Raw genomic sequence first — 16904 nt, forward strand, 5'->3', positions numbered from 1 at the left:
CACCGCAGCACCAAGCCCTTGAACCCACCAACCCTGGACAACGGAATGAAGCGCATGCCTGACCGTCCCGACACCTGGGCCTGGCTCGCCGCCTGGCTCGAACAGAACTGGCCGACGCTCTACGCCGGAGTCCTCGCCCTGATCATCGCCGCGCTGCGGATCATGTACGGCGGCGGCACCCTGCGCCGCATGGTGGTCGAGGCCCCGCTGTGCGGATCCTTGGCACTGGCCGCCAGCCATGGCTTGGCACTGCTCGGTATTCCGACGTCCACCGCGCCATTTTTTGGTGGAGTAATCGGCCTGCTCGGCGTTGAAGGCACCCGAGCTGCGGCCAAAAGGTTTTTCAACCGTAAGGTAGAGCAACTATGACCACCCTCCGCCACGGCGACCGCTCGCAAATAGTGCTGATGCTGCAAAAAAACCTCAACAAGCACGGTGCCAACCTGGTACCGGATGGTGACTACGGCAACGCCACGGAGGCCGCCGTCCGCGCTTACCAGGTCAAGGTCGGCCTGGTCACAGATGGCATCGCCGGTAACAAGACCCAAACCAGCCTGGCTGGTGGTGACTGCGCCCAGTTGCTGCGCAACAACGACCTGGTAACCGCCGCCGAACGTCTCGGCGTGCCACTGGCGAGCATCTACGCGGTCAATGAGGTGGAATCCAAGGGCAAGGGCTTCCTCGACAACGGCAAGCCGGTAATTCTGTTCGAACGCCACATCATGTACCGCCAGCTCGCCACGGCTCGAAACGCAGCTGATGACCCGGCCGAACTCAAGCGGCACGTCGACCAGCTCGCCACGGCCAACCCCGCCCTGGTCAACCCGAAGCCCGGCGGATACATCGGTGGTACCGCCGAGCACCAACGCCTGGCCATGGCCCGACTGATCGATGATACCTCCGCCTTGGAGTCGGCTTCCTGGGGCGCCTTCCAGATCATGGGCTTTCACTGGAAGCGCCTCGGCTATGCCAGCGTGCAGGACTTTGTTGCGGCAGTGAGTGCCGGCGAATCACAGCAGTTCGACGCCTTCACCCGCTTCATCGAGACCGACCCGGCGCTACACAAGGCCCTGAAAGCTCGCAAATGGGCCGAGTTCGCCAAGCTCTACAACGGACCAGACTATCTGCGAAATCTCTATGACACCAAGCTCCAGCGTGCCTACGAGCGGCACGCGGGCTGCGAGTGCGGGCAAGGGGTGGCGGCATGATCGACTTCGACGCAGTAGAAAAACTGCGGGTGCACGACGGTGACCTGCTGGTGGTACCTGAGTCGACCGAACAGGACGACATGCAGTTGTTGGGCGAAGCCATCCAGATGATGAACGGCGCCAGGGCTGTGATCGTGCGCGGCCCGATCAAGCAGTTCGACACCGCCGCCATGAACAAACTTGGCTGGTACCGCGCGTGAGCGTCCTGCGCCAGTCCCTTTATGGCCTCGCCCTGTTGGGTGTCCTGGTGCTGGTGATCTGGGGCCAGCAACAGCGCATTAATGCCGCAGAGAACAAGACCAAGCTTGCAGCAAAGGAGGCCACGGATGCCCGGAAGGACGCTGACCGCAACCTGGAAACCTCCAACACCCTCACCGCCACCTTGAAACAGGAGCGCGACACCCAGAGCACCCTGCGCATCCAACAGGATCAACTGCGCCAAGGCCTGGCAATACGCGAGCGAACCATAGAGGACCTGAAACGTGAAAACTCCGAACTACGCGACTGGGCTGCTCAGCCTTTGCCTGACGCTGCTCGCCGGTTGCGCGAGCGCCCCGCCCTCACCGGCGCCGCAGCTTACCGTGACTGGCTGTCCGGCCGTGGTGCCGTGCCAACTACCAGCGACCAGCCCGCGCAATAACGGTGACCAATTGAGCGACCAGGAACGCACCGAAGCTGCCTGGGCCGATTGCGCCGCCCAGGTCGACATGGTCTACAAGCACCAGCAGGCACAGCCATGAACAAGCCCGAAAGCCTGCGCGCTCACCTGCTGGCCACCGTTGCGGAATTCAAGCACAACCCCGACCGCCTGCTGATCTTCATCGACAACGGCAGAGTTCGTTGCACCGCTGCTCATACCCTGTCGTTTGAATACAGCTTTGACCTGCAGATCATCCTTACCGAGTTCGCCGGCCACCCCGACAGCGTGATCCTACCGATCCTGGGCTGGCTCAGCGTCAACCAGTCCGAGCTGCTGGAAAACCTCGACAAGGTCAAAGACGGCATCCAGTTCGAGGCCGACATCCTCGACAAGGACAAAGTGGACCTCAGCATTACCCTGCGGCTGACAGAGCGCGTAGTCGTGGGTAATGACGAGCAGGGCAACACCACCGTCAAACACCCGAACGAACCTCAGCGCGTGGCGGGTTATCTCGATCCGAACTGGACGCCCGGGGCCCAGGGCAACACCAGCGAATGGATAGTGCCTGATGGCAAGTAACTTGGAAGCACTGGAGGACTGGGCGGGAGTGCTGCTGGCTCGGTTGGAGCCAGGAGAGCGAAGCAAACTGGCCCGGACCATAGGGCGGGAGTTGCGTCGTAGTCAGCAGAAGCGCGTGGTGGCTCAGCAAAATCCGGACGGGAGCAAGTTTGCGCCGCGTAAGCAGCGGAATCTGCGCGGCAAGCAGGGCCGTATTCGTCGCAAGCTGGCAATGTTCAGGAAGTTACGGACAGCGTCATACCTGAAGGTCCGTGGTGATAGCAACGCCGTAACGGTTGGGTTCACCGGGCGTGTCGCCCGGATTGCCAGGGTTCACCAGTTTGGTCTGAAGGATCGCGCGGAGCGAGGTGCCCCTGAGATACGCTATGACCAGCGCGAAATACTCGGCTTAACAGATGCGGAGCTAAACATAATACGCGATCAACTGTTGGCTCATCTGTCGTATTAGTCGAGGCAGGTGATAAACTTTCCACCCTTTTACGAAAAAAAACACAATGAAAACCCAACAAATAATCGCCAGGATCGTTATAGCACTTCTTGTATTAGCAGCACTTATCACACCAGTTATGGCACCTTGGATCATTGAGAAAACATCGCCTGAAATCGGCATATATACCGGAGCGATGAGCGGATATCTGATATTTATATTACTTTTAGACGTAAAAACCATGCGCTTCCCAAAGGGAATGCTACTGATCGGGTACGGAGTACTCTTCCAAGTGCTTTACACAAAGTGGTACTTCTTTATCGTCGACCCTAAAACCCCAAACATCGAAGATCTTAAAGTACAACTGGACCTTTACATGCAGGTATTGTTATTTGCCTGCGCTGGAGCTGGAGGAAGTATTATTGCAAACTACGCAGACAAGAGTTCCAGTGATTACGACAAAGCCCTCCCAAGTAGCAACATCATCGACAACACAAAGCACATAGACGCACTAAGAGACAACATAATCGCCTTCGGGAGAAAAATTGATTTAGCTCTAGCGATTTCATCCGCATCGTTACTCATCGCCTCTATCACCGCAGTAGTTCTGTTATTTAAATAAAACAAATACTGATTTGTAATTACCAGCTCTACAACCTAACAATACTGCACTCTCACACGCGTGGCGCCACCATCGGCGCCATGAACGACTTCGCCGCCCTCTCCCGCATGCTCGAAAACCTCATCCGCTTTGGCGTCATCGCCGCCGTGCAGATGAAGCCCCCGCGCGTGAAGGTAAAAACCGGTGAACTGACCACTGCCTGGGTACCTTGGCTGGCCCTCCGCGCTGGGTCTGACCGTGAGTGGGATCCACCCACCTTGGACGAACAGGTGATTCTGTTTAGTCCATCCGGCCAGCTTGCCAACGGCGTTGTCCTCACCGGTCTGCCCAGCGACAACATCCCCGCCAACGGCGACCGTGCCGGCCTGCACCGCCGCACCTACGCCGACGGCGCGGTGATTGAGTACGACAGCGTCGCCCACCATCTGAATGCCACCCTGCCCGACAGCGGCACCACCAGCATCGTCAGCAAGGGCGGCATCAACATCATCGGCCCCATCAATCACCAGGGCGACTACAACCAAACCGGCAACCAGAACGTGGTCGGCCTTGTGACTGTCTCCAAAGATGTGGTCGCGGCCGGCATCAGCCTGGTCAAGCACCCCCACGGCGGCGTGATGCCAGGCAACGGCAAGACGGGGAAACCAGAATGAACCGACAAACCGGCGGCGCCATCGGCACTCTGGACCACATCACCCAGTCCGTGACCGACATCCTCACCACCCGCATCGGCACCCGCGTAATGCGCCGCGAATACGGCAGCCTGCTACCCGAGCTGGTGGACCACCCATTCAACGACGTCACTCGCCTGCGGGTGTATTCGGGTGCAGTCATGGCGCTGATGCGCTGGGAACCGCGGATCAGCCTCAGCCGTATTCAGTTCGTCGGCGCCAATCTGCAAGGCCAGTCCGTGCTGGACGTGGAAGGCAGTGTCGTCGACAGCAACGAGTCTTTCAGCCTCAGCATCCCGCTGCAACTGGGAGGCGGTGTATGAACACCTTCGCCGCGATAGACCTCAGCCAGCTCCCGGCACCGCAGATCGTCGAGCAGATTGACTACGAGTTGATCCTGGCAGAGCGTAAAGCTTACGCCATCAACCTGTGGCCGATCGAAGAGCAGCCGGAAATCGCCGCACGCCTCGAAATGGAATCAGAGCCACTGACCAAGCTGCTGGAAGAAAACGCCTACCGCGAAACCGTCTGGCGTCAACGGGTTAATGAAGCGGCGACCGCCAACCTGATTGCCTTCGCCAAGGGCAGCGATCTGGAGAACCTGGCAGCGAACTACAACGTCAAGCGCCTGGTGATTCAAGCGGGCAATCCCCAAGCATCGCCGCCCGTCCCGCAACTGATGGAAACAGAAGACAGCCTGCGCGAGCGTACCCAAATGGCCTGGGAAGGCCTTAGCACCGCCGGGCCGCGCAACAGCTATATCTTCCACGCCCGGGCGGCCGATGGGCGCGTAGCCGACGCCACAGCGGAAAGCCCGTCGCCGGCAGTGGTGGTGGTTACCGTGCAAGGCATGTCAGCCGACGGCACGGCAGAGAACGATTTGTTGGCGGTGGTCAAAACCTACCTCAGCGATGATAACCGCCGGCCAGTCGCTGACCGGCTGACCGTGCAGGCTGCTCAAATCCTGCGGTACCAGGTCAAAGCCAGGCTTTATCTGCTGACCAGCGGACCAGAAACCGAGCCTGCCCGCAGTGCCGCAGAACAACGTCTGCGTGCCTATGTGCATCAGCGTCGGCGGCTCGGCATGGAGGTGTCGGAATCCGCGATCCACGCCGCGCTGCACGTCGAAGGTGTGCGCAAGGTCGAGCTGGAAGACTGGACCGATATTGTCGCTACGCCGTACCAGGCGCCCTACTGCACTGACATTCAGTTATCGGTCGGGGTGGAGTGATGGGCGCTCAGCACCTTCTCCCGGGCAACTCGACCCCGCTGGAACGCCAGGCGGCAATTGCGCTGGCCCAAATTCAGCGCGTGCCTATCCCGCTGCGACTGCTGTGGAACCCGGACCTTTGCCCTGTCGCCGTTCTGCCCTACCTGGCCTGGTCGTTTTCTGTCGACCGCTGGGACAGCACCTGGTCTGAAGCCACCAAACGCGCGGCGATCCGTGCCGCGTACTTCATCCACTCGCGCAAAGGCACCGTCGGTGCACTACGCCGCGTGGTCGAGCCGCTGGGCTACCTGATTGAGATTGTCGAGTGGTGGCAGGACGTGCCCGAGGGCGTGCCTGGCACATTCAAGTTGCGGATCGGCGTGCTGGATACCGGCATCACCGAAGAGATGTATCAGGAACTCACCTTCCTGATCGATGACGCCAAACCCCGCAGCCGGCACCTCACTGGCTTAGCCATCAGCCTGGAAACCCAAGGCGCCCTAAACATCGGTGTCGCCGTTTATGAAGGCGACGTAATCGACGTCTACCCACCCGTGCAGCGTGACGTTGAAGTCACTGGTTACATCGGTGTGGCCGGGCGTGAACACACCATAGACACCCTGGACGTGTACCCATGATCGATCAGAACTCACAATTTATGGCGATCCTCACCAACGTGGGGGCCGCAAAACTGGCAAACGCCAACTCGTTGGGGCTTCCCTGGAAGCTCGCGGCACTCGGGGTGGGTGATGCAAATGACACCAATCCCATGCCCAGCGCGACCCAAACCAAACTGATCAACGAACGTCGTCGCGCGCCGCTGAATCAGCTCATGATTGATCCCGTGAACCCGGCTGTCATCATCGCCGAGCAAATCATCCCTGCGGACGTCGGTGGCTGGTGGGTTAGAGAGATTGGCCTGTATGACGAAGATAATGACCTCGTCGCGGTTGCCAACTGTGCCCCGAGTTACAAGGCGTTGATGGACCAAGGATCGGCGCGCACGCTCATCGTGCGGATGAGTCTCATCGTCTCCAGCACCGGCAACATTGTGCTGAAGATCGATCCCGCCGTCGTGCTGGCCACCAGGGAGTATGTCGACCTCTCCTTCGATCGGGTACTTCCACCAAACAAGACCCCCGGCACCTACTTTCAGGTGACGACAGACAAGCGGGGGGTGGTACAGTCGGGCCGGAACCCCACCACGCTTGGTGGCTTCGGCATCACTGACGGCCTGTTCATCGGCCAGCACGGATTGGGTGGTCGAAGCGCACCGCAGGTGCCGATCGACACCATCGGCTTGCCCGGCGGGTTTTATTGCTACCTCAATGGCACCACTGGTTTCAGCAACAACGTGGGGCTGGTCAACATCCCCTACGGCACTGAAAACTACGCCGGCCAGATCGGATTCGAGCAAGGCAATACAGAGCCCAGGCTGCTGGTGCGCGGCTGCAAGGCTCCGAATGTTTGGACGGCCACCCGCGAACTCTGGCACACCGGCAACTTCAACCCATCAACGAAGTCCGACAAGTCCACTACGCTTGCTGGGTACGGCATCACCAATGCCTACACCACAACCCAGGTCGACAGTGCGTTGAGCCTGAAAGCCCCGCTGGCTAGTCCCATCCTTACAGGGCAGCCGGAAGCGCCGACAGCGCCGGCCGGGTCCAACAATAAATTGATCGCCAACGCGGCCTTCGTTCAGAAGGCTGTGCAAGATGCGATCACGGCGGTGATGGATGGCGCGCCAGGGGCGCTCGACACGCTCAAGGAACTCGCTACAGCGCTGGGGAACGATCCGAACTTTTCCACCACCATCCTCACTGCGCTCAACGGCAAGGCCGCAAAAGCTTCGACGCTGGCTGGGTATGGCATTGGTGATGCCATCGCGGTCGGCCAGTTCGGCCTCGGCACCAATGTGGCCCCGGCACGGCCAATTGATACGGTTGGGTTATCGAGCGGCTTCTACTACTACGGCGACGGCAACACCAGCTTTGCGAACTACGTCGGGTTGATCAACATTCCCTATGGCGATACCGGCTACTCAGCGCAGATCGGCTTCCGCCAGGGGCAGGTGGAGCCTGAAATTCTAGTCCGTGGCTGCCGGGCGAACGGTGTATGGGGCAACACGCGCAAGCTTTGGCACACCGGCAATCTGGATCCCAACGCGATTTTGCCAACTGGGACGTCGATCGCTTTCGCCGCATCGACCGTGCCCGTGGGCTTTCTCAAGGAAAACGGAGCGGCAGTATCGCGCACCGTCTATGCCAACCTGTTCGCGGTGATCGGCACCTATTACGGTGCAGGCGATGGCAGTACGACTTTCAATCTACCCGACTCCCGAAGTGAATTTATCGTCGGTTCTGATGAGGGGCGTGGCATTGATCCTGGGCGAGTTGTGGGCAGTTGGAAGCCATCACAAAACAAAGCTCACACCCACTCCTACGGCGCACAGCACAACACCAATTATGGTCTAAGCGCCACTGGCTATGCGGGGGTAAGCCCTGGAGGTCAAGTGATGTACGAAACCGCATCATCTGGCGAAAGCGAGGCCCGGCCGCGTAGTACCGCTCGACTAATTTGTATCAAATACTGAGGTGCCCCATGTCTGAATCCACGCTGATGGTCTACCAAGCCCACCCGCTCACCGGCGAATACACCGGCCCTACCCAGGCTGATCCCGACCCGCTGGACGAAGGGAAGTGGCTCATTCCCGCCATGGCTTTTGCCGATGTCCCGCCAAAACCAAAGGCCGGGTTCGCTATCGTTCACACACCTGGCGCTGATCAGGTGTGGAGCCTGGTACCAGATCACAGAGGAATGGTTTACCAGGTCGAAACAGGTGCGGCACTGCCGTGGGAAGATTTTGGACAGCTGCCGGACAACCTCACCACGTCGCCGTACCCTGGACCAGGTTACCGCTGGGATGGGAACGAATGGACCTACGACGATGCCCTGGCTCAAGCAGGGCTTATCGCGGCAGAGCGGTCGTGGCGCGACTCCGAGATCGAGTCGGTCAAATGGTTGCGGGAACGTCATCGGGATCAGCAGGAAATCGGGGCGGTCCCGTCCCTTTCTTCGGTTCAGTTTCGGGAGTTGCTGGTGTACATCCAAGCCCTTCGCGATTGGCCGCAGGCCGCAGAGTTTCCGGTTCTGGATTCGCGCCCCACAGCCCCCATCTGGATCGCCGAACAATCGCAATAACCCCTCCATAAACCTGTAATGCCCCCTCCTACAAGTCCGCGCGCTCGCCCAACCGGCGCGCGCGCGGCAGCCTGTGCACTGTCATTCCATCACAGCGCAGGCAACCACCCATGGCCGGTTCAGACTATCTCCACGGCGTGCGGGTCATCGAACTCAACGATGGCACCCGCCCCATTCGCACCATTGCTACCGCAGTCATCGGCCTGGTTTGTACGGCTGAGGATGCGGACCCGCTTATGTTCCCACTGGACACGCCCGTCCTGCTGACTAGCGTGCAAGCCGCCATCGGCAAAGCTGGCGTCAAAGGCACCCTGGCATCCAGCCTGAAAGCCATCGGCGACCAGACCAAGCCCTACACCATCGTGGTGCGGGTCAAGGAAGGCGCCGACGAAGCGACCACTACCAGTGCCTTGATCGGCACCACTACCCCTGACGGTAAGTACACCGGCATGAAGGCTCTGCTCGCCGCCAAGGCCCGAGTGGGCATGACGCCGCGCATTCTCGGGGTGCCAGGCCTCGACAGTTTGCCGGTGGCCACCGCCCTGGTGTCAGTCGCCCAAGACCTGCGCGCCTTTGCGTACGTCAGTGCCTGGGGCTGCAAAACCAAGGAAGAGGTGGTCGCTTACCGCGCGAACTTCGGCGCCCGCGAAGTCATGGTGATCTGGCCGGAGTTCCAAAGCTGGGACACCGTCACCAACAAAACAGTTACCGCTTCAGCTGTGGCCCGTGCCCTGGGCCTGCGGGCGAAAATCGATCAGGAAACCGGCTGGCACAAGACCCTTTCCAACGTCGCCGTCAACGGTGTTACCGGCATCAGCGCCGACGTGTTCTGGGATCTGCAAAACCCCGCTACCGATGCCAACTACCTCAACAGCAACGAGGTCACCACCCTGATCAACGAGGGCGGCTTCCGCTTCTGGGGTAGCCGTACGTGCAGCGACGACCCACTGTTCGCCTTTGAAAACTACACCCGTACCGCGCAGATCCTAGCCGACACCATGGCCGAGGCGCACATGTGGGCCGTGGACAAGCCCATGCACGCTTCCCTGGTCAGAGACATCATCAACGGGATCAACGCCAAGTTCCGCGAGTTAGTTTCCCAGGGCTACCTGATCGGCGGCAGCGCCTGGTACCCGGAAGATGTCAACGACAAGGACACCCTCAAGGCCGGCAAGCTGACGATCGATTACGACTACACGCCAGTTCCGCCTTTGGAAGACCTCACCCTACGCCAGCGCATCACCGACAGCTACCTGATGCAGTTCGCTGCTGCCGTCAACGCTTAAACCGGGCCTCCCCGCTAGGGGAGTTAACCCCGTGCCATAACCCCGGAGAACACCGCCATGGCCCTGCCCCACAAACTCAAAAACATGAACCTGTTTAACGACGGTGGCAGCTATACCGGCAAAGCCAAGACCGTCACCCTCCCCGCGCTGGGCCGCAAGATGGAAGCCTATCGCGGCGGTGGCATGAACGGCCCGGTGAAGTCCGACCTTGGCTTCTCCGACGACGGCATCCAGCTGGAATGGAAGCTCGGCGGCCTCGATCTGATCGTTCTTAAGCAGTTCGCTGCGGTGAACGCTTCGGGCATTGCTTTGCGCTTCTCAGGTGCATTTGAGCAGGACGACACCGGAGAAGTCAGCGCTGTGGAGATCTCCGTGCGCGGTCGTCACGAGACTATCGAAATGGGCGATGCCCAGCCAGGTGAAGACACCGAGCACTCCATCACCACCACATGCACCTACTACAAGCTGACTGTCGACAACGAAGACATCATCGAAATCGACCTGCTCAACTTCATCGAGAAGGTCGGCGGTGTGGACATGCTGGAAAAACAGCGCAAGGCCATCGGCCTCTGACCCCTTCAATCGCTAACCGCATACCTTCATCACCAGGAGCTTTCCCATGGAAACTTTAAATACAGAACAAACCGACGTGCACCAGCTGGCCGACGACAATACCGTCATCCTCGACACTCCGATCCGCCGTGGCACCAGCACCATCGAGAGCATCACCCTGCGCAAACCCAACTCGGGCGAGCTGCGCGGCGTGAGCCTGGCCGAGTTGCTGCAGATGGACGTCAACAGCTTGATCAAGGTGTTACCGCGCATCAGCTCGCCAACCCTCACCACCGTTGAAGTCACGTCCATGGACCCCGCCGACCTGGTCGCGCTCAGCACGAAGATCACCGGTTTTTTGCTACAGAAATCGACGAAGACGGATGCATCCCTCGTTGCGTAGAGGAGGCCATGGCCGATCTGGCCGTGGTTTTTCACTGGGCACCGGCTGACATGGATCAGTTGGGCCTGCAAGAACTGATGGACTGGCGCGAGCGCGCCAGGGTGCGGAGTTCCACCGATGGCAAATGATCTGCGGCTACAGGTGGTGCTGGATGCCATCGACAAAGCCACCCGCCCGTTGAAGCAAATCAACAACGGCAGCCTTGAGACCGCCCGCGCGCTTAAGGCTGCACGCGACCGCCTGAAAGAACTCAACACTCAGCAGAAAGACGTCAGCGCCTGGCGCGCTCAGCGTGCCGCCGCCGATCAGACCGGCACCGCGCTCACCGCCGCACGCGATAAAGTCAAAGCCCTCAGCCAGCAGTTTGCCGCGACCGGCGCGCCGACCAGGGCAATGACGCGCGAGTTTCAGTCAGCGGTACGCGAGGCCACAAAGCTCAAGCAGCAACACCAGCAGCAGAGCGTTCAACTGCAAGGCCTGCGGTCAAAGCTCAATGACGCCGGCATCAGCACTAAAAATCTGGTGGCCCACGAACGCCAGCTGCGCGAGCAGATTACAGCCACCAACGCCAGCATCAGCACGCAAGGCAAGCGCATGGCGGAGTTGAGCGCCCAGCACAAGCGCGCGGCCATGGCCCGGGGCAGCTACGACAAGGGCAAGCAGTTCGCGGGCAACGCAGCCGTGGCCGGGGGCTCCAGCTTGGGCGTTGCGTACGCAGCCAGCCGCCCAGTCATCGGCGTGGTAAAGGAATACGTCGACTTCGAAACCGCCATGATGGGCGTAGCCAAGCAGGTCGACGGCGCGCGGGACGACAACGGCAAACTCACCGCCACCTATTACGAATTTGCGGACGCGATCAAAGCGGCCAGCAACGAAATGCCTATTGCCACCACCGAGTTCGCAGCCCTAGTCGAAGCGCAGGCCCGGGCCGGTATTCAGGGCAAAGAAAACCTTTTGACCATGGCAAAGGTATCGGCCACTGCCGCCGTGGCGTTCGATCTGCCAGCGGAACAGGTGGGCGAGGACATGGGCCGGATCGCCGGCTTGTACAAGGTACCGATCAAGAACATCTCCGAGTTGGGTGATGCACTCAACTACCTGGACGACAACACCCGTTCCAAGGGTGGCGACATCATTGAAACGCTGACCCGCATGAGCGACGTAGCCGACAAGCTCGACTACCGCAAGGCGGCAGCGTTGGGCAGTACGTTCCTGTCGCTGGGTTCGGCACCAGAAGTCGCCGCGAGCGCTTCCAGGGCGATGGTCCGTGAGCTTTCCATAGCCACCATGCAGAGCAAGAAGTTCCAGGAAGGCATGGCCATGGTCGGCCTTGACTCAAAGGCTGTGCAGAGCGGAATGAGCAAGGACGCCATGGGCACAATGATGGGTGTCCTTGAGCGGATCAAAAAGCTGTCGCCTGAGCAACAGACAGAAGCGTCAACGCGGATATTCGGCAAAGAATTCGGCAAGGACGCCGGCAAGCTGGTCAACAACCTGGACGAACTGAAACGTCAGCTCGACCTGGTGAATGACGCCGCAGCCAATGGCTCAATGCAGCGCGAAATGGATATCCGCGCAGATGCGATCGAGGGCCGCTGGCAGGTGCTGCAGAACAAGTTGTTCAACACCAAAAGCGGCGCAGGTGAGGCCGTCCGGTCGACCATGGTCGACGTCATGGATGCCATCGGCGGTGTGCTGGACAAGGTCAATGCCTGGGTCAAAGCCAACCCGACGTTGACGGCGACCTTGCTGAAGATCGTAGCCAGTGTGGCGGTGTTGTCAGCGGTTTTCGGCGGGCTCGCCCTCACACTCGCCGGCATCTTGGGGCCGTTCCTGTTCCTACGCTTCGGCCTGGCCATGTTCGGTGTTCGCCTGCCCGGCATCATCGGTATTTTCAAGGTGTTCGGCACGGTTCTGCGAACGCTGGGCGGGATTTTGATTGGTCCCCTGGTGACCGCACTTCGTACGGTTGGCATAGCGTTGTGGGGGCTTTCCGCTAACCCGATTGTCCTGGTCATCGCTGCTGTTGTCGCTGCACTGGCCGGCGGCGCGTACCTGATCTACAAGAACTGGGACGCGGTAAAAACCTACTTCGCCAACGCCTGGACCGAAATCAAATCGGGGTTCGACGGCGGGATCATCAGCATCATCAATACCCTCACCAACTTCAGCCCCATCGGCCTCATTTACCAGGCGTTCGCTGGAGTATTGAGTTACCTGGGCGTGGATCTACCAAACCGGTTCACCGAATTCGGCAACATGATCGTCAATGGCCTGGTCACCGGGCTGATGGCTGGGCTTGGCAGCGTCAAAACGGCCATCAGCTCAATCGGCGACGCCAGTATTGGTTGGTTCAAGGAAAAGCTCGGCATCCACAGCCCGTCGCGGGTGTTCGCAGAACTGGGAGGGTTCACCATGGCAGGCCTGACACAGGGTCTGGAAGGTGGACAGAAAGGCCCACTGGACGCCCTGACCAGCATGAGCAAGCAGATGACAGCGGCGGGCACCCAGGCACTGAGCACAACCGCCATGCCGGCGTTTTCCGTGGACACTGCGCCACCGATCAACAGCGCGCCCGCAGCAGCAGTCTACGACAGCCACGACACCTACGAATTCACCATCACGGCGGGGCCTGGCACGGACATGCAAAGTTTGGAAAAGAGCGTGCGTGCACTGATGGCCCGCATCGAAAACGAAAAGAAAGCGCGTCAGCGCAGCAAACTTTCTGACCTGGAATAACCACCATGATGATGGCCCTCGGCATGTTCGTGTTCAGCCTATCCACTGCCGCCTACCAGGAGCTGCAGCGCCAATCCGATTGGCGCCATGCCAGCAACAGCCGGATCAGCGCGGCGCCCGCGCGCCAGTTCCTCGGCCGTGGCGACGATGCCATCACCCTCCCCGGCATCATCTTGCCCGAGCTGGCTGGTAGCGCCCTGAGCCTCGACGCGATACGTCTGATGGCGAATACCGGCAAGGCATGGCCCATGGTCGAAGGCACCGGGCGGATATACGGCCTGTGGGTGATAGAGAGCCTGAGCGAGAACAAGACCATCTTTTTCAGAGACGGCACCCCACGGCGCATTGAATTCACCCTGAGCCTCAAGCGCATCGACGACGACCGAATCGATTTGCTCGGCGCCGGCACCAGCATTGGCGTCAACATCTTGCGAGGCCTGCCGTGATCGACGCCATCATTTCCAAGGTCACCGGCTACGTGCGCAGTACCGCTGAGTGCTACGTCCGCGACGCGGCCTATCCCGTGCCCGCCTTCCGGCTCACCGTCGACGGTCTGGACATCGCCCAACTGATCAGCCCTCGCCTGATGAGCCTGGATCTGACCGACAATCGCGGCGTCGAGGCCGACCAATTGAGCATCACCCTCAGCGACCACGATGGCCTGCTGTCGATTCCGCCCAAAGGTGCGGTATTGCGGTTGTGGCTGGGTTGGAGCGATACCGGCCTGGTGGACAAAGGCACCTACACTGTCGACGAAACCGAACACAGCGGCGCGCCGGACGTACTCAGCATCCGTGCTCGATCGGCAGACCTGCGCAAGGGCCTGAAAACCAAACGGGAGCGTAGCTGGAGCAACACCACCCTCGGCGACGTCCTGGGTGATATCGCCATCGGCAACGGTCTGACCGCGACCATCGCAGGCGCTCTCGACGGGTTGCCCATCCTGCAGCTCGACCAGGCCAACGAGTCCGACGCCAACCTGATCAGCCGCCTGGGCGAGGAGTTCGACGCGGTGGCCAGCGTGAAAGCGGGTTGCCTACTTTGCCTGCCGGCGGGTGGCGGCAAGACGGCCAGCGGCCTGGACCTGCCGCACATCACCCTCACCCGCGCCGACGGCGACCAGCATCGGTATCTTCAAGCCGACCGTGACAGCTACGACGGCGTGCGTGCGTACTACTACGACGTGAACAGCGCCAAGAAACAGGAAGCCATTGCCGGCGGCGGCGAAAACCTCAAAGACCTGCGCCACACTTACAGCGACCAGCGGTCAGCCCTGCGCGCCGCCCGCGCGGAGTTCCGGCGCCTGCAGCGCGGCAGTGCCACGCTTAATTACACCCTGGCCATGGGGCGGCCGGACCTGATCCCTGAACTGACCTATACGCTCCAGGGAGTGAAGGCGGAAATCGACGAGATCATCTGGTATGGGGGCAACTTGCAGCACAGTATTACTGCCGACGGTGGTTATACGGTGAGCCTGGAGCTGGAAAGCAAACTGCCGGAAAACAACGTTGAAGACCTGGCAGAAGAGAACGAGGGCGATTACACGGGGATCATGGCGTACTACCGAGATAGCAAAACAGGGAAGGAAAAGGCGATAACGGCGGGGGATCAGGCGAAGCCGAAGCGGTTGCGGTGGTTGTATGCCACAGAGAAGACGGCGAAGCGAGCTGTGGACCGAGAATACAAACGAATGTCAACGTAGCGCAAAGCCATCATTCTGCTATCTTTGTTGGATTGATCAAGGAGCCGGCAATGAGCGCTATCACATCTGAAGAACTAAACGCAAAACTAGATGAACTTGAGACAAAACTGCCCAAACTTGACGGAGTTAAGAATTCATTCTGGAAAACCACTACTCAATGTCAGACACTTCTCAGTGAGTCAGGAGCAACCACTAAACCCGTAAAAGTCACTGGAGCGGCTAAACGTTTTACACCTAACGGACTATTCTACCTTGAATATCTGTCTTTTAATGGTGCCGCCCAGAAATTAGTTTCAAATTTAACAATCATAATCAAGCCAATCAACGAACCCTCATTCACACTAAAACTCACCTCTTCTAAAGACGCAACTTTCGCATTTGGCTTTGTCCGTAAATTCTGTGAGTGGTTCGAAATATATAGCAATGCAATTATTTCAAAACCACTCCTAACCAAAATCAATGTGTACGGCACAGATTCATCACAACTAACAAGCCTCTCCAAAGACATAGAATACGTAATAAACGCAAGAGACACATTCGATTCATTCAAAGAACAATTTACGAAAGAGCATCTAGAAGCACTTGAAAAAACAGAACAACTAAAAAACAAAACTACGGAGCTTGTATCCAATATTGCGGAATACCAAGCTGAATTAAGTGAGCTAGAGTCCTCAGTAATCGCAACCAAAGCTAAAAACGCAGAAGAAAATTCAAAATTACAAAAAATAAAACTCGACGCCAACCACTTCGAGGAGCGCAAAACATTAGCATTCAACAATGTTTCTCAACTCACCGAAACGGCTGAAGAGCTCAACAAAAAAATATCCACAATGGATGGTGAGTTAAAAAAACTAACATCTGACAAAAATTTGATTTCGGACGAGTATGGACCATATGTCAAGGAAGGAAAGTCACAGGCCAAAGTATACTCAGCCCTCCTAACGATTCCGCTATTAACTATCTTCTTTGCCATATACCAAATATATATAGGCGCCAGCAATCTGCTTAATGCGTCATATCAATCCCCCTCCGACATATTCGCAGCATTCATATTGAGAATCCCTTTCGCTGCAATCTTTGGACTGGCAATATTTTATTGCTGGAAGATATCAAGCGCAATGATTCAAAAAATATTTAAAATTCATGGCGACCGCCTTACTCTTGCAAAATTACTAGTTGTCGCACGCGAAACAGTACACTCTTCCGCTAAAAATTTAAACATTACAGATCATGAGAAATTTCAGGAACAAAACGCACTCAAGATTGAAGTACTTAAGAGCCATATGGCTAAAGACTTGACCGATAGTTTTACTTACCGACCCGTGACCACCTTTAAAGAGTCTCCTGCCCAACCAGTTCAGGACGCAGTAAATGATGATTCTGCAGTATCAGAAAAACAGATATAACAAAATATAGTAATAGAGAAAACCCGGCAATCGCCGGGCTCGTCAATCACTTTTCGTTCAATAGCACTTCAATGAACCGTAAGATATCCATTTGCCGCTGCAGATCAAGTTGTCTGAACATATGCAAAGCCAGCCTCTCACGCTGATTCAAACTTTCAAAATCAACGTTTTCTAACTGCTGCCTCTTCACCTCATGGCTCGCCGACATGTTTCACTCCCTTCAACACATCCAGGTGCCCGGCACCAACCTAGATG

At 58.2% G+C, this 16904-nt stretch carries 21 protein-coding genes and 1 pseudogene; all 22 read left to right on the forward strand.

Annotation, left to right across the window (positions count from 1 at the left end):
• The first annotated feature begins 45 nt into the window (after window positions 1-45).
• The 22 genes and pseudogenes from ACW9I6_RS02565 (at window position 46) to ACW9I6_RS02670 (ending at window position 16649) form a co-directional block, all read left to right on the forward strand.
• The gene (locus tag ACW9I6_RS02565) at window positions 46-369 is read left to right on the forward strand and encodes a phage holin, lambda family (protein WP_017477258.1); all 324 of its coding nucleotides are present in this window, start codon (window positions 46-48) and stop codon (window positions 367-369) included.
• Window positions 366-1208, forward strand: coding sequence for an N-acetylmuramidase domain-containing protein (locus ACW9I6_RS02570; RefSeq protein WP_457338821.1), 843 nt, complete (start codon window positions 366-368; stop codon window positions 1206-1208). The genes ACW9I6_RS02565 and ACW9I6_RS02570 overlap by 4 nt, the downstream gene beginning before the upstream one ends.
• On the forward strand, window positions 1205-1408 hold the full coding sequence (locus ACW9I6_RS02575) for a hypothetical protein (protein ID WP_177026840.1): 204 nt from the start codon (window positions 1205-1207) through the stop codon (window positions 1406-1408). Before ACW9I6_RS02570 ends, ACW9I6_RS02575 begins: the two co-directional genes overlap by 4 nt.
• On the forward strand, window positions 1405-1848 hold the full coding sequence (gene lysB / locus ACW9I6_RS02580) for an Rz-like lysis system protein LysB (RefSeq protein ID WP_457338822.1): 444 nt from the start codon (window positions 1405-1407) through the stop codon (window positions 1846-1848). Before ACW9I6_RS02575 ends, lysB begins: the two co-directional genes overlap by 4 nt.
• Window positions 1763-1948: pseudogene (lysC, locus tag ACW9I6_RS02585) on the forward strand (Rz1-like lysis system protein LysC); the annotation flags it as partial. The gene lysB and the pseudogene lysC, both read left to right, overlap by 86 nt.
• Entirely contained in the window at window positions 1945-2427 is a 483-nt protein-coding gene (locus ACW9I6_RS02590; protein WP_457338823.1) for a phage tail protein, read from the forward strand. The pseudogene lysC and the gene ACW9I6_RS02590, both read left to right, overlap by 4 nt.
• Window positions 2417-2875, forward strand: a complete 459-nt coding sequence (locus tag ACW9I6_RS02595; RefSeq protein ID WP_457338824.1) for a phage virion morphogenesis protein — start codon at window positions 2417-2419, stop codon at window positions 2873-2875. The genes ACW9I6_RS02590 and ACW9I6_RS02595 overlap by 11 nt, the downstream gene beginning before the upstream one ends.
• 46 nt (window positions 2876-2921) lie before the next feature.
• Window positions 2922-3476, forward strand: coding sequence for a hypothetical protein (locus ACW9I6_RS02600; RefSeq protein ID WP_457338825.1), 555 nt, complete (start codon window positions 2922-2924; stop codon window positions 3474-3476).
• An 80-nt stretch (window positions 3477-3556) separates the two neighbouring features.
• Window positions 3557-4129 (forward strand): phage baseplate assembly protein V, encoded by a 573-nt coding sequence (locus ACW9I6_RS02605; RefSeq protein ID WP_457338826.1) that lies wholly within the window; start codon window positions 3557-3559, stop codon window positions 4127-4129.
• Window positions 4126-4470: a GPW/gp25 family protein gene (locus ACW9I6_RS02610; protein ID WP_457338827.1), complete on the forward strand. Its 345-nt coding sequence runs from the start codon at window positions 4126-4128 to the stop codon at window positions 4468-4470. Before ACW9I6_RS02605 ends, ACW9I6_RS02610 begins: the two co-directional genes overlap by 4 nt.
• Entirely contained in the window at window positions 4467-5378 is a 912-nt protein-coding gene (locus ACW9I6_RS02615) for a baseplate J/gp47 family protein (protein WP_457338828.1), read from the forward strand. The genes ACW9I6_RS02610 and ACW9I6_RS02615 overlap by 4 nt, the downstream gene beginning before the upstream one ends.
• Window positions 5378-5995 (forward strand): phage tail protein I, encoded by a 618-nt coding sequence (locus tag ACW9I6_RS02620; protein WP_096143597.1) that lies wholly within the window; start codon window positions 5378-5380, stop codon window positions 5993-5995. Before ACW9I6_RS02615 ends, ACW9I6_RS02620 begins: the two co-directional genes overlap by 1 nt.
• Window positions 5992-7953: a phage tail-collar fiber domain-containing protein gene (locus tag ACW9I6_RS02625; protein ID WP_457338829.1), complete on the forward strand. Its 1962-nt coding sequence runs from the start codon at window positions 5992-5994 to the stop codon at window positions 7951-7953. The genes ACW9I6_RS02620 and ACW9I6_RS02625 overlap by 4 nt, the downstream gene beginning before the upstream one ends.
• Before the next feature lie 8 nt (window positions 7954-7961).
• Window positions 7962-8561 (forward strand): phage tail assembly chaperone, encoded by a 600-nt coding sequence (locus tag ACW9I6_RS02630; protein WP_457338830.1) that lies wholly within the window; start codon window positions 7962-7964, stop codon window positions 8559-8561.
• Between the two features lie 110 nt (window positions 8562-8671).
• Window positions 8672-9847, forward strand: coding sequence for a phage tail sheath protein (locus tag ACW9I6_RS02635; protein ID WP_457338831.1), 1176 nt, complete (start codon window positions 8672-8674; stop codon window positions 9845-9847).
• Window positions 9848-9904: 57 nt separating this feature from the next.
• Window positions 9905-10420: a phage major tail tube protein gene (locus tag ACW9I6_RS02640; protein ID WP_017477244.1), complete on the forward strand. Its 516-nt coding sequence runs from the start codon at window positions 9905-9907 to the stop codon at window positions 10418-10420.
• Between the two features lie 46 nt (window positions 10421-10466).
• The gene (locus ACW9I6_RS02645; protein ID WP_457338832.1) at window positions 10467-10802 is read left to right on the forward strand and encodes a phage tail assembly protein; all 336 of its coding nucleotides are present in this window, start codon (window positions 10467-10469) and stop codon (window positions 10800-10802) included.
• An 8-nt stretch (window positions 10803-10810) separates the two neighbouring features.
• Window positions 10811-10930, forward strand: coding sequence for a GpE family phage tail protein (locus tag ACW9I6_RS02650; protein ID WP_017477242.1), 120 nt, complete (start codon window positions 10811-10813; stop codon window positions 10928-10930).
• Complete coding sequence (locus ACW9I6_RS02655) at window positions 10920-13541, forward strand: phage tail tape measure protein (RefSeq protein ID WP_457338833.1); 2622 nt, start codon at window positions 10920-10922, stop codon at window positions 13539-13541. Before ACW9I6_RS02650 ends, ACW9I6_RS02655 begins: the two co-directional genes overlap by 11 nt.
• A gap of 5 nt (window positions 13542-13546) precedes the next feature.
• Window positions 13547-13987, forward strand: coding sequence for a phage tail protein (locus tag ACW9I6_RS02660; protein WP_457338834.1), 441 nt, complete (start codon window positions 13547-13549; stop codon window positions 13985-13987).
• Window positions 13984-15243, forward strand: coding sequence for a phage late control D family protein (locus ACW9I6_RS02665; protein WP_457338835.1), 1260 nt, complete (start codon window positions 13984-13986; stop codon window positions 15241-15243). Before ACW9I6_RS02660 ends, ACW9I6_RS02665 begins: the two co-directional genes overlap by 4 nt.
• 50 nt (window positions 15244-15293) lie before the next feature.
• Window positions 15294-16649, forward strand: a complete 1356-nt coding sequence (locus tag ACW9I6_RS02670; protein WP_457338836.1) for a hypothetical protein — start codon at window positions 15294-15296, stop codon at window positions 16647-16649.
• The last annotated feature ends 255 nt before the right edge of the window (window positions 16650-16904 follow it).

The sequence above is a fragment of the Pseudomonas sp. SDO5522_S412 genome (assembly GCF_054071215.1).

Excerpts from the sequence above, each read along its gene's own strand:
- ACW9I6_RS02565 (WP_017477258.1), top strand. The coding sequence starts at position 46 with ATGAAGCGCATGCCTGACCGTCCCGACACCTGGGCCTGGCTCGCCGCC.
- ACW9I6_RS02570 (WP_457338821.1), top strand. The coding sequence starts at position 366 with ATGACCACCCTCCGCCACGGCGACCGCTCGCAAATAGTGCTGATGCTG.
- ACW9I6_RS02575 (WP_177026840.1), top strand. The coding sequence starts at position 1,205 with ATGATCGACTTCGACGCAGTAGAAAAACTGCGGGTGCACGACGGTGAC.
- ACW9I6_RS02590 (WP_457338823.1), top strand. The coding sequence starts at position 1,945 with ATGAACAAGCCCGAAAGCCTGCGCGCTCACCTGCTGGCCACCGTTGCG.
- ACW9I6_RS02595 (WP_457338824.1), top strand. The coding sequence starts at position 2,417 with ATGGCAAGTAACTTGGAAGCACTGGAGGACTGGGCGGGAGTGCTGCTG.
- ACW9I6_RS02600 (WP_457338825.1), top strand. The coding sequence starts at position 2,922 with ATGAAAACCCAACAAATAATCGCCAGGATCGTTATAGCACTTCTTGTA.
- ACW9I6_RS02605 (WP_457338826.1), top strand. The coding sequence starts at position 3,557 with ATGAACGACTTCGCCGCCCTCTCCCGCATGCTCGAAAACCTCATCCGC.
- ACW9I6_RS02610 (WP_457338827.1), top strand. The coding sequence starts at position 4,126 with ATGAACCGACAAACCGGCGGCGCCATCGGCACTCTGGACCACATCACC.
- ACW9I6_RS02615 (WP_457338828.1), top strand. The coding sequence starts at position 4,467 with ATGAACACCTTCGCCGCGATAGACCTCAGCCAGCTCCCGGCACCGCAG.
- ACW9I6_RS02620 (WP_096143597.1), top strand. The coding sequence starts at position 5,378 with ATGGGCGCTCAGCACCTTCTCCCGGGCAACTCGACCCCGCTGGAACGC.
- ACW9I6_RS02625 (WP_457338829.1), top strand. The coding sequence starts at position 5,992 with ATGATCGATCAGAACTCACAATTTATGGCGATCCTCACCAACGTGGGG.
- ACW9I6_RS02630 (WP_457338830.1), top strand. The coding sequence starts at position 7,962 with ATGTCTGAATCCACGCTGATGGTCTACCAAGCCCACCCGCTCACCGGC.
- ACW9I6_RS02635 (WP_457338831.1), top strand. The coding sequence starts at position 8,672 with ATGGCCGGTTCAGACTATCTCCACGGCGTGCGGGTCATCGAACTCAAC.
- ACW9I6_RS02640 (WP_017477244.1), top strand. The coding sequence starts at position 9,905 with ATGGCCCTGCCCCACAAACTCAAAAACATGAACCTGTTTAACGACGGT.
- ACW9I6_RS02645 (WP_457338832.1), top strand. The coding sequence starts at position 10,467 with ATGGAAACTTTAAATACAGAACAAACCGACGTGCACCAGCTGGCCGAC.
- ACW9I6_RS02650 (WP_017477242.1), top strand. The coding sequence starts at position 10,811 with ATGGCCGATCTGGCCGTGGTTTTTCACTGGGCACCGGCTGACATGGAT.
- ACW9I6_RS02655 (WP_457338833.1), top strand. The coding sequence starts at position 10,920 with ATGGCAAATGATCTGCGGCTACAGGTGGTGCTGGATGCCATCGACAAA.
- ACW9I6_RS02660 (WP_457338834.1), top strand. The coding sequence starts at position 13,547 with ATGATGATGGCCCTCGGCATGTTCGTGTTCAGCCTATCCACTGCCGCC.
- ACW9I6_RS02670 (WP_457338836.1), top strand. The coding sequence starts at position 15,294 with ATGAGCGCTATCACATCTGAAGAACTAAACGCAAAACTAGATGAACTT.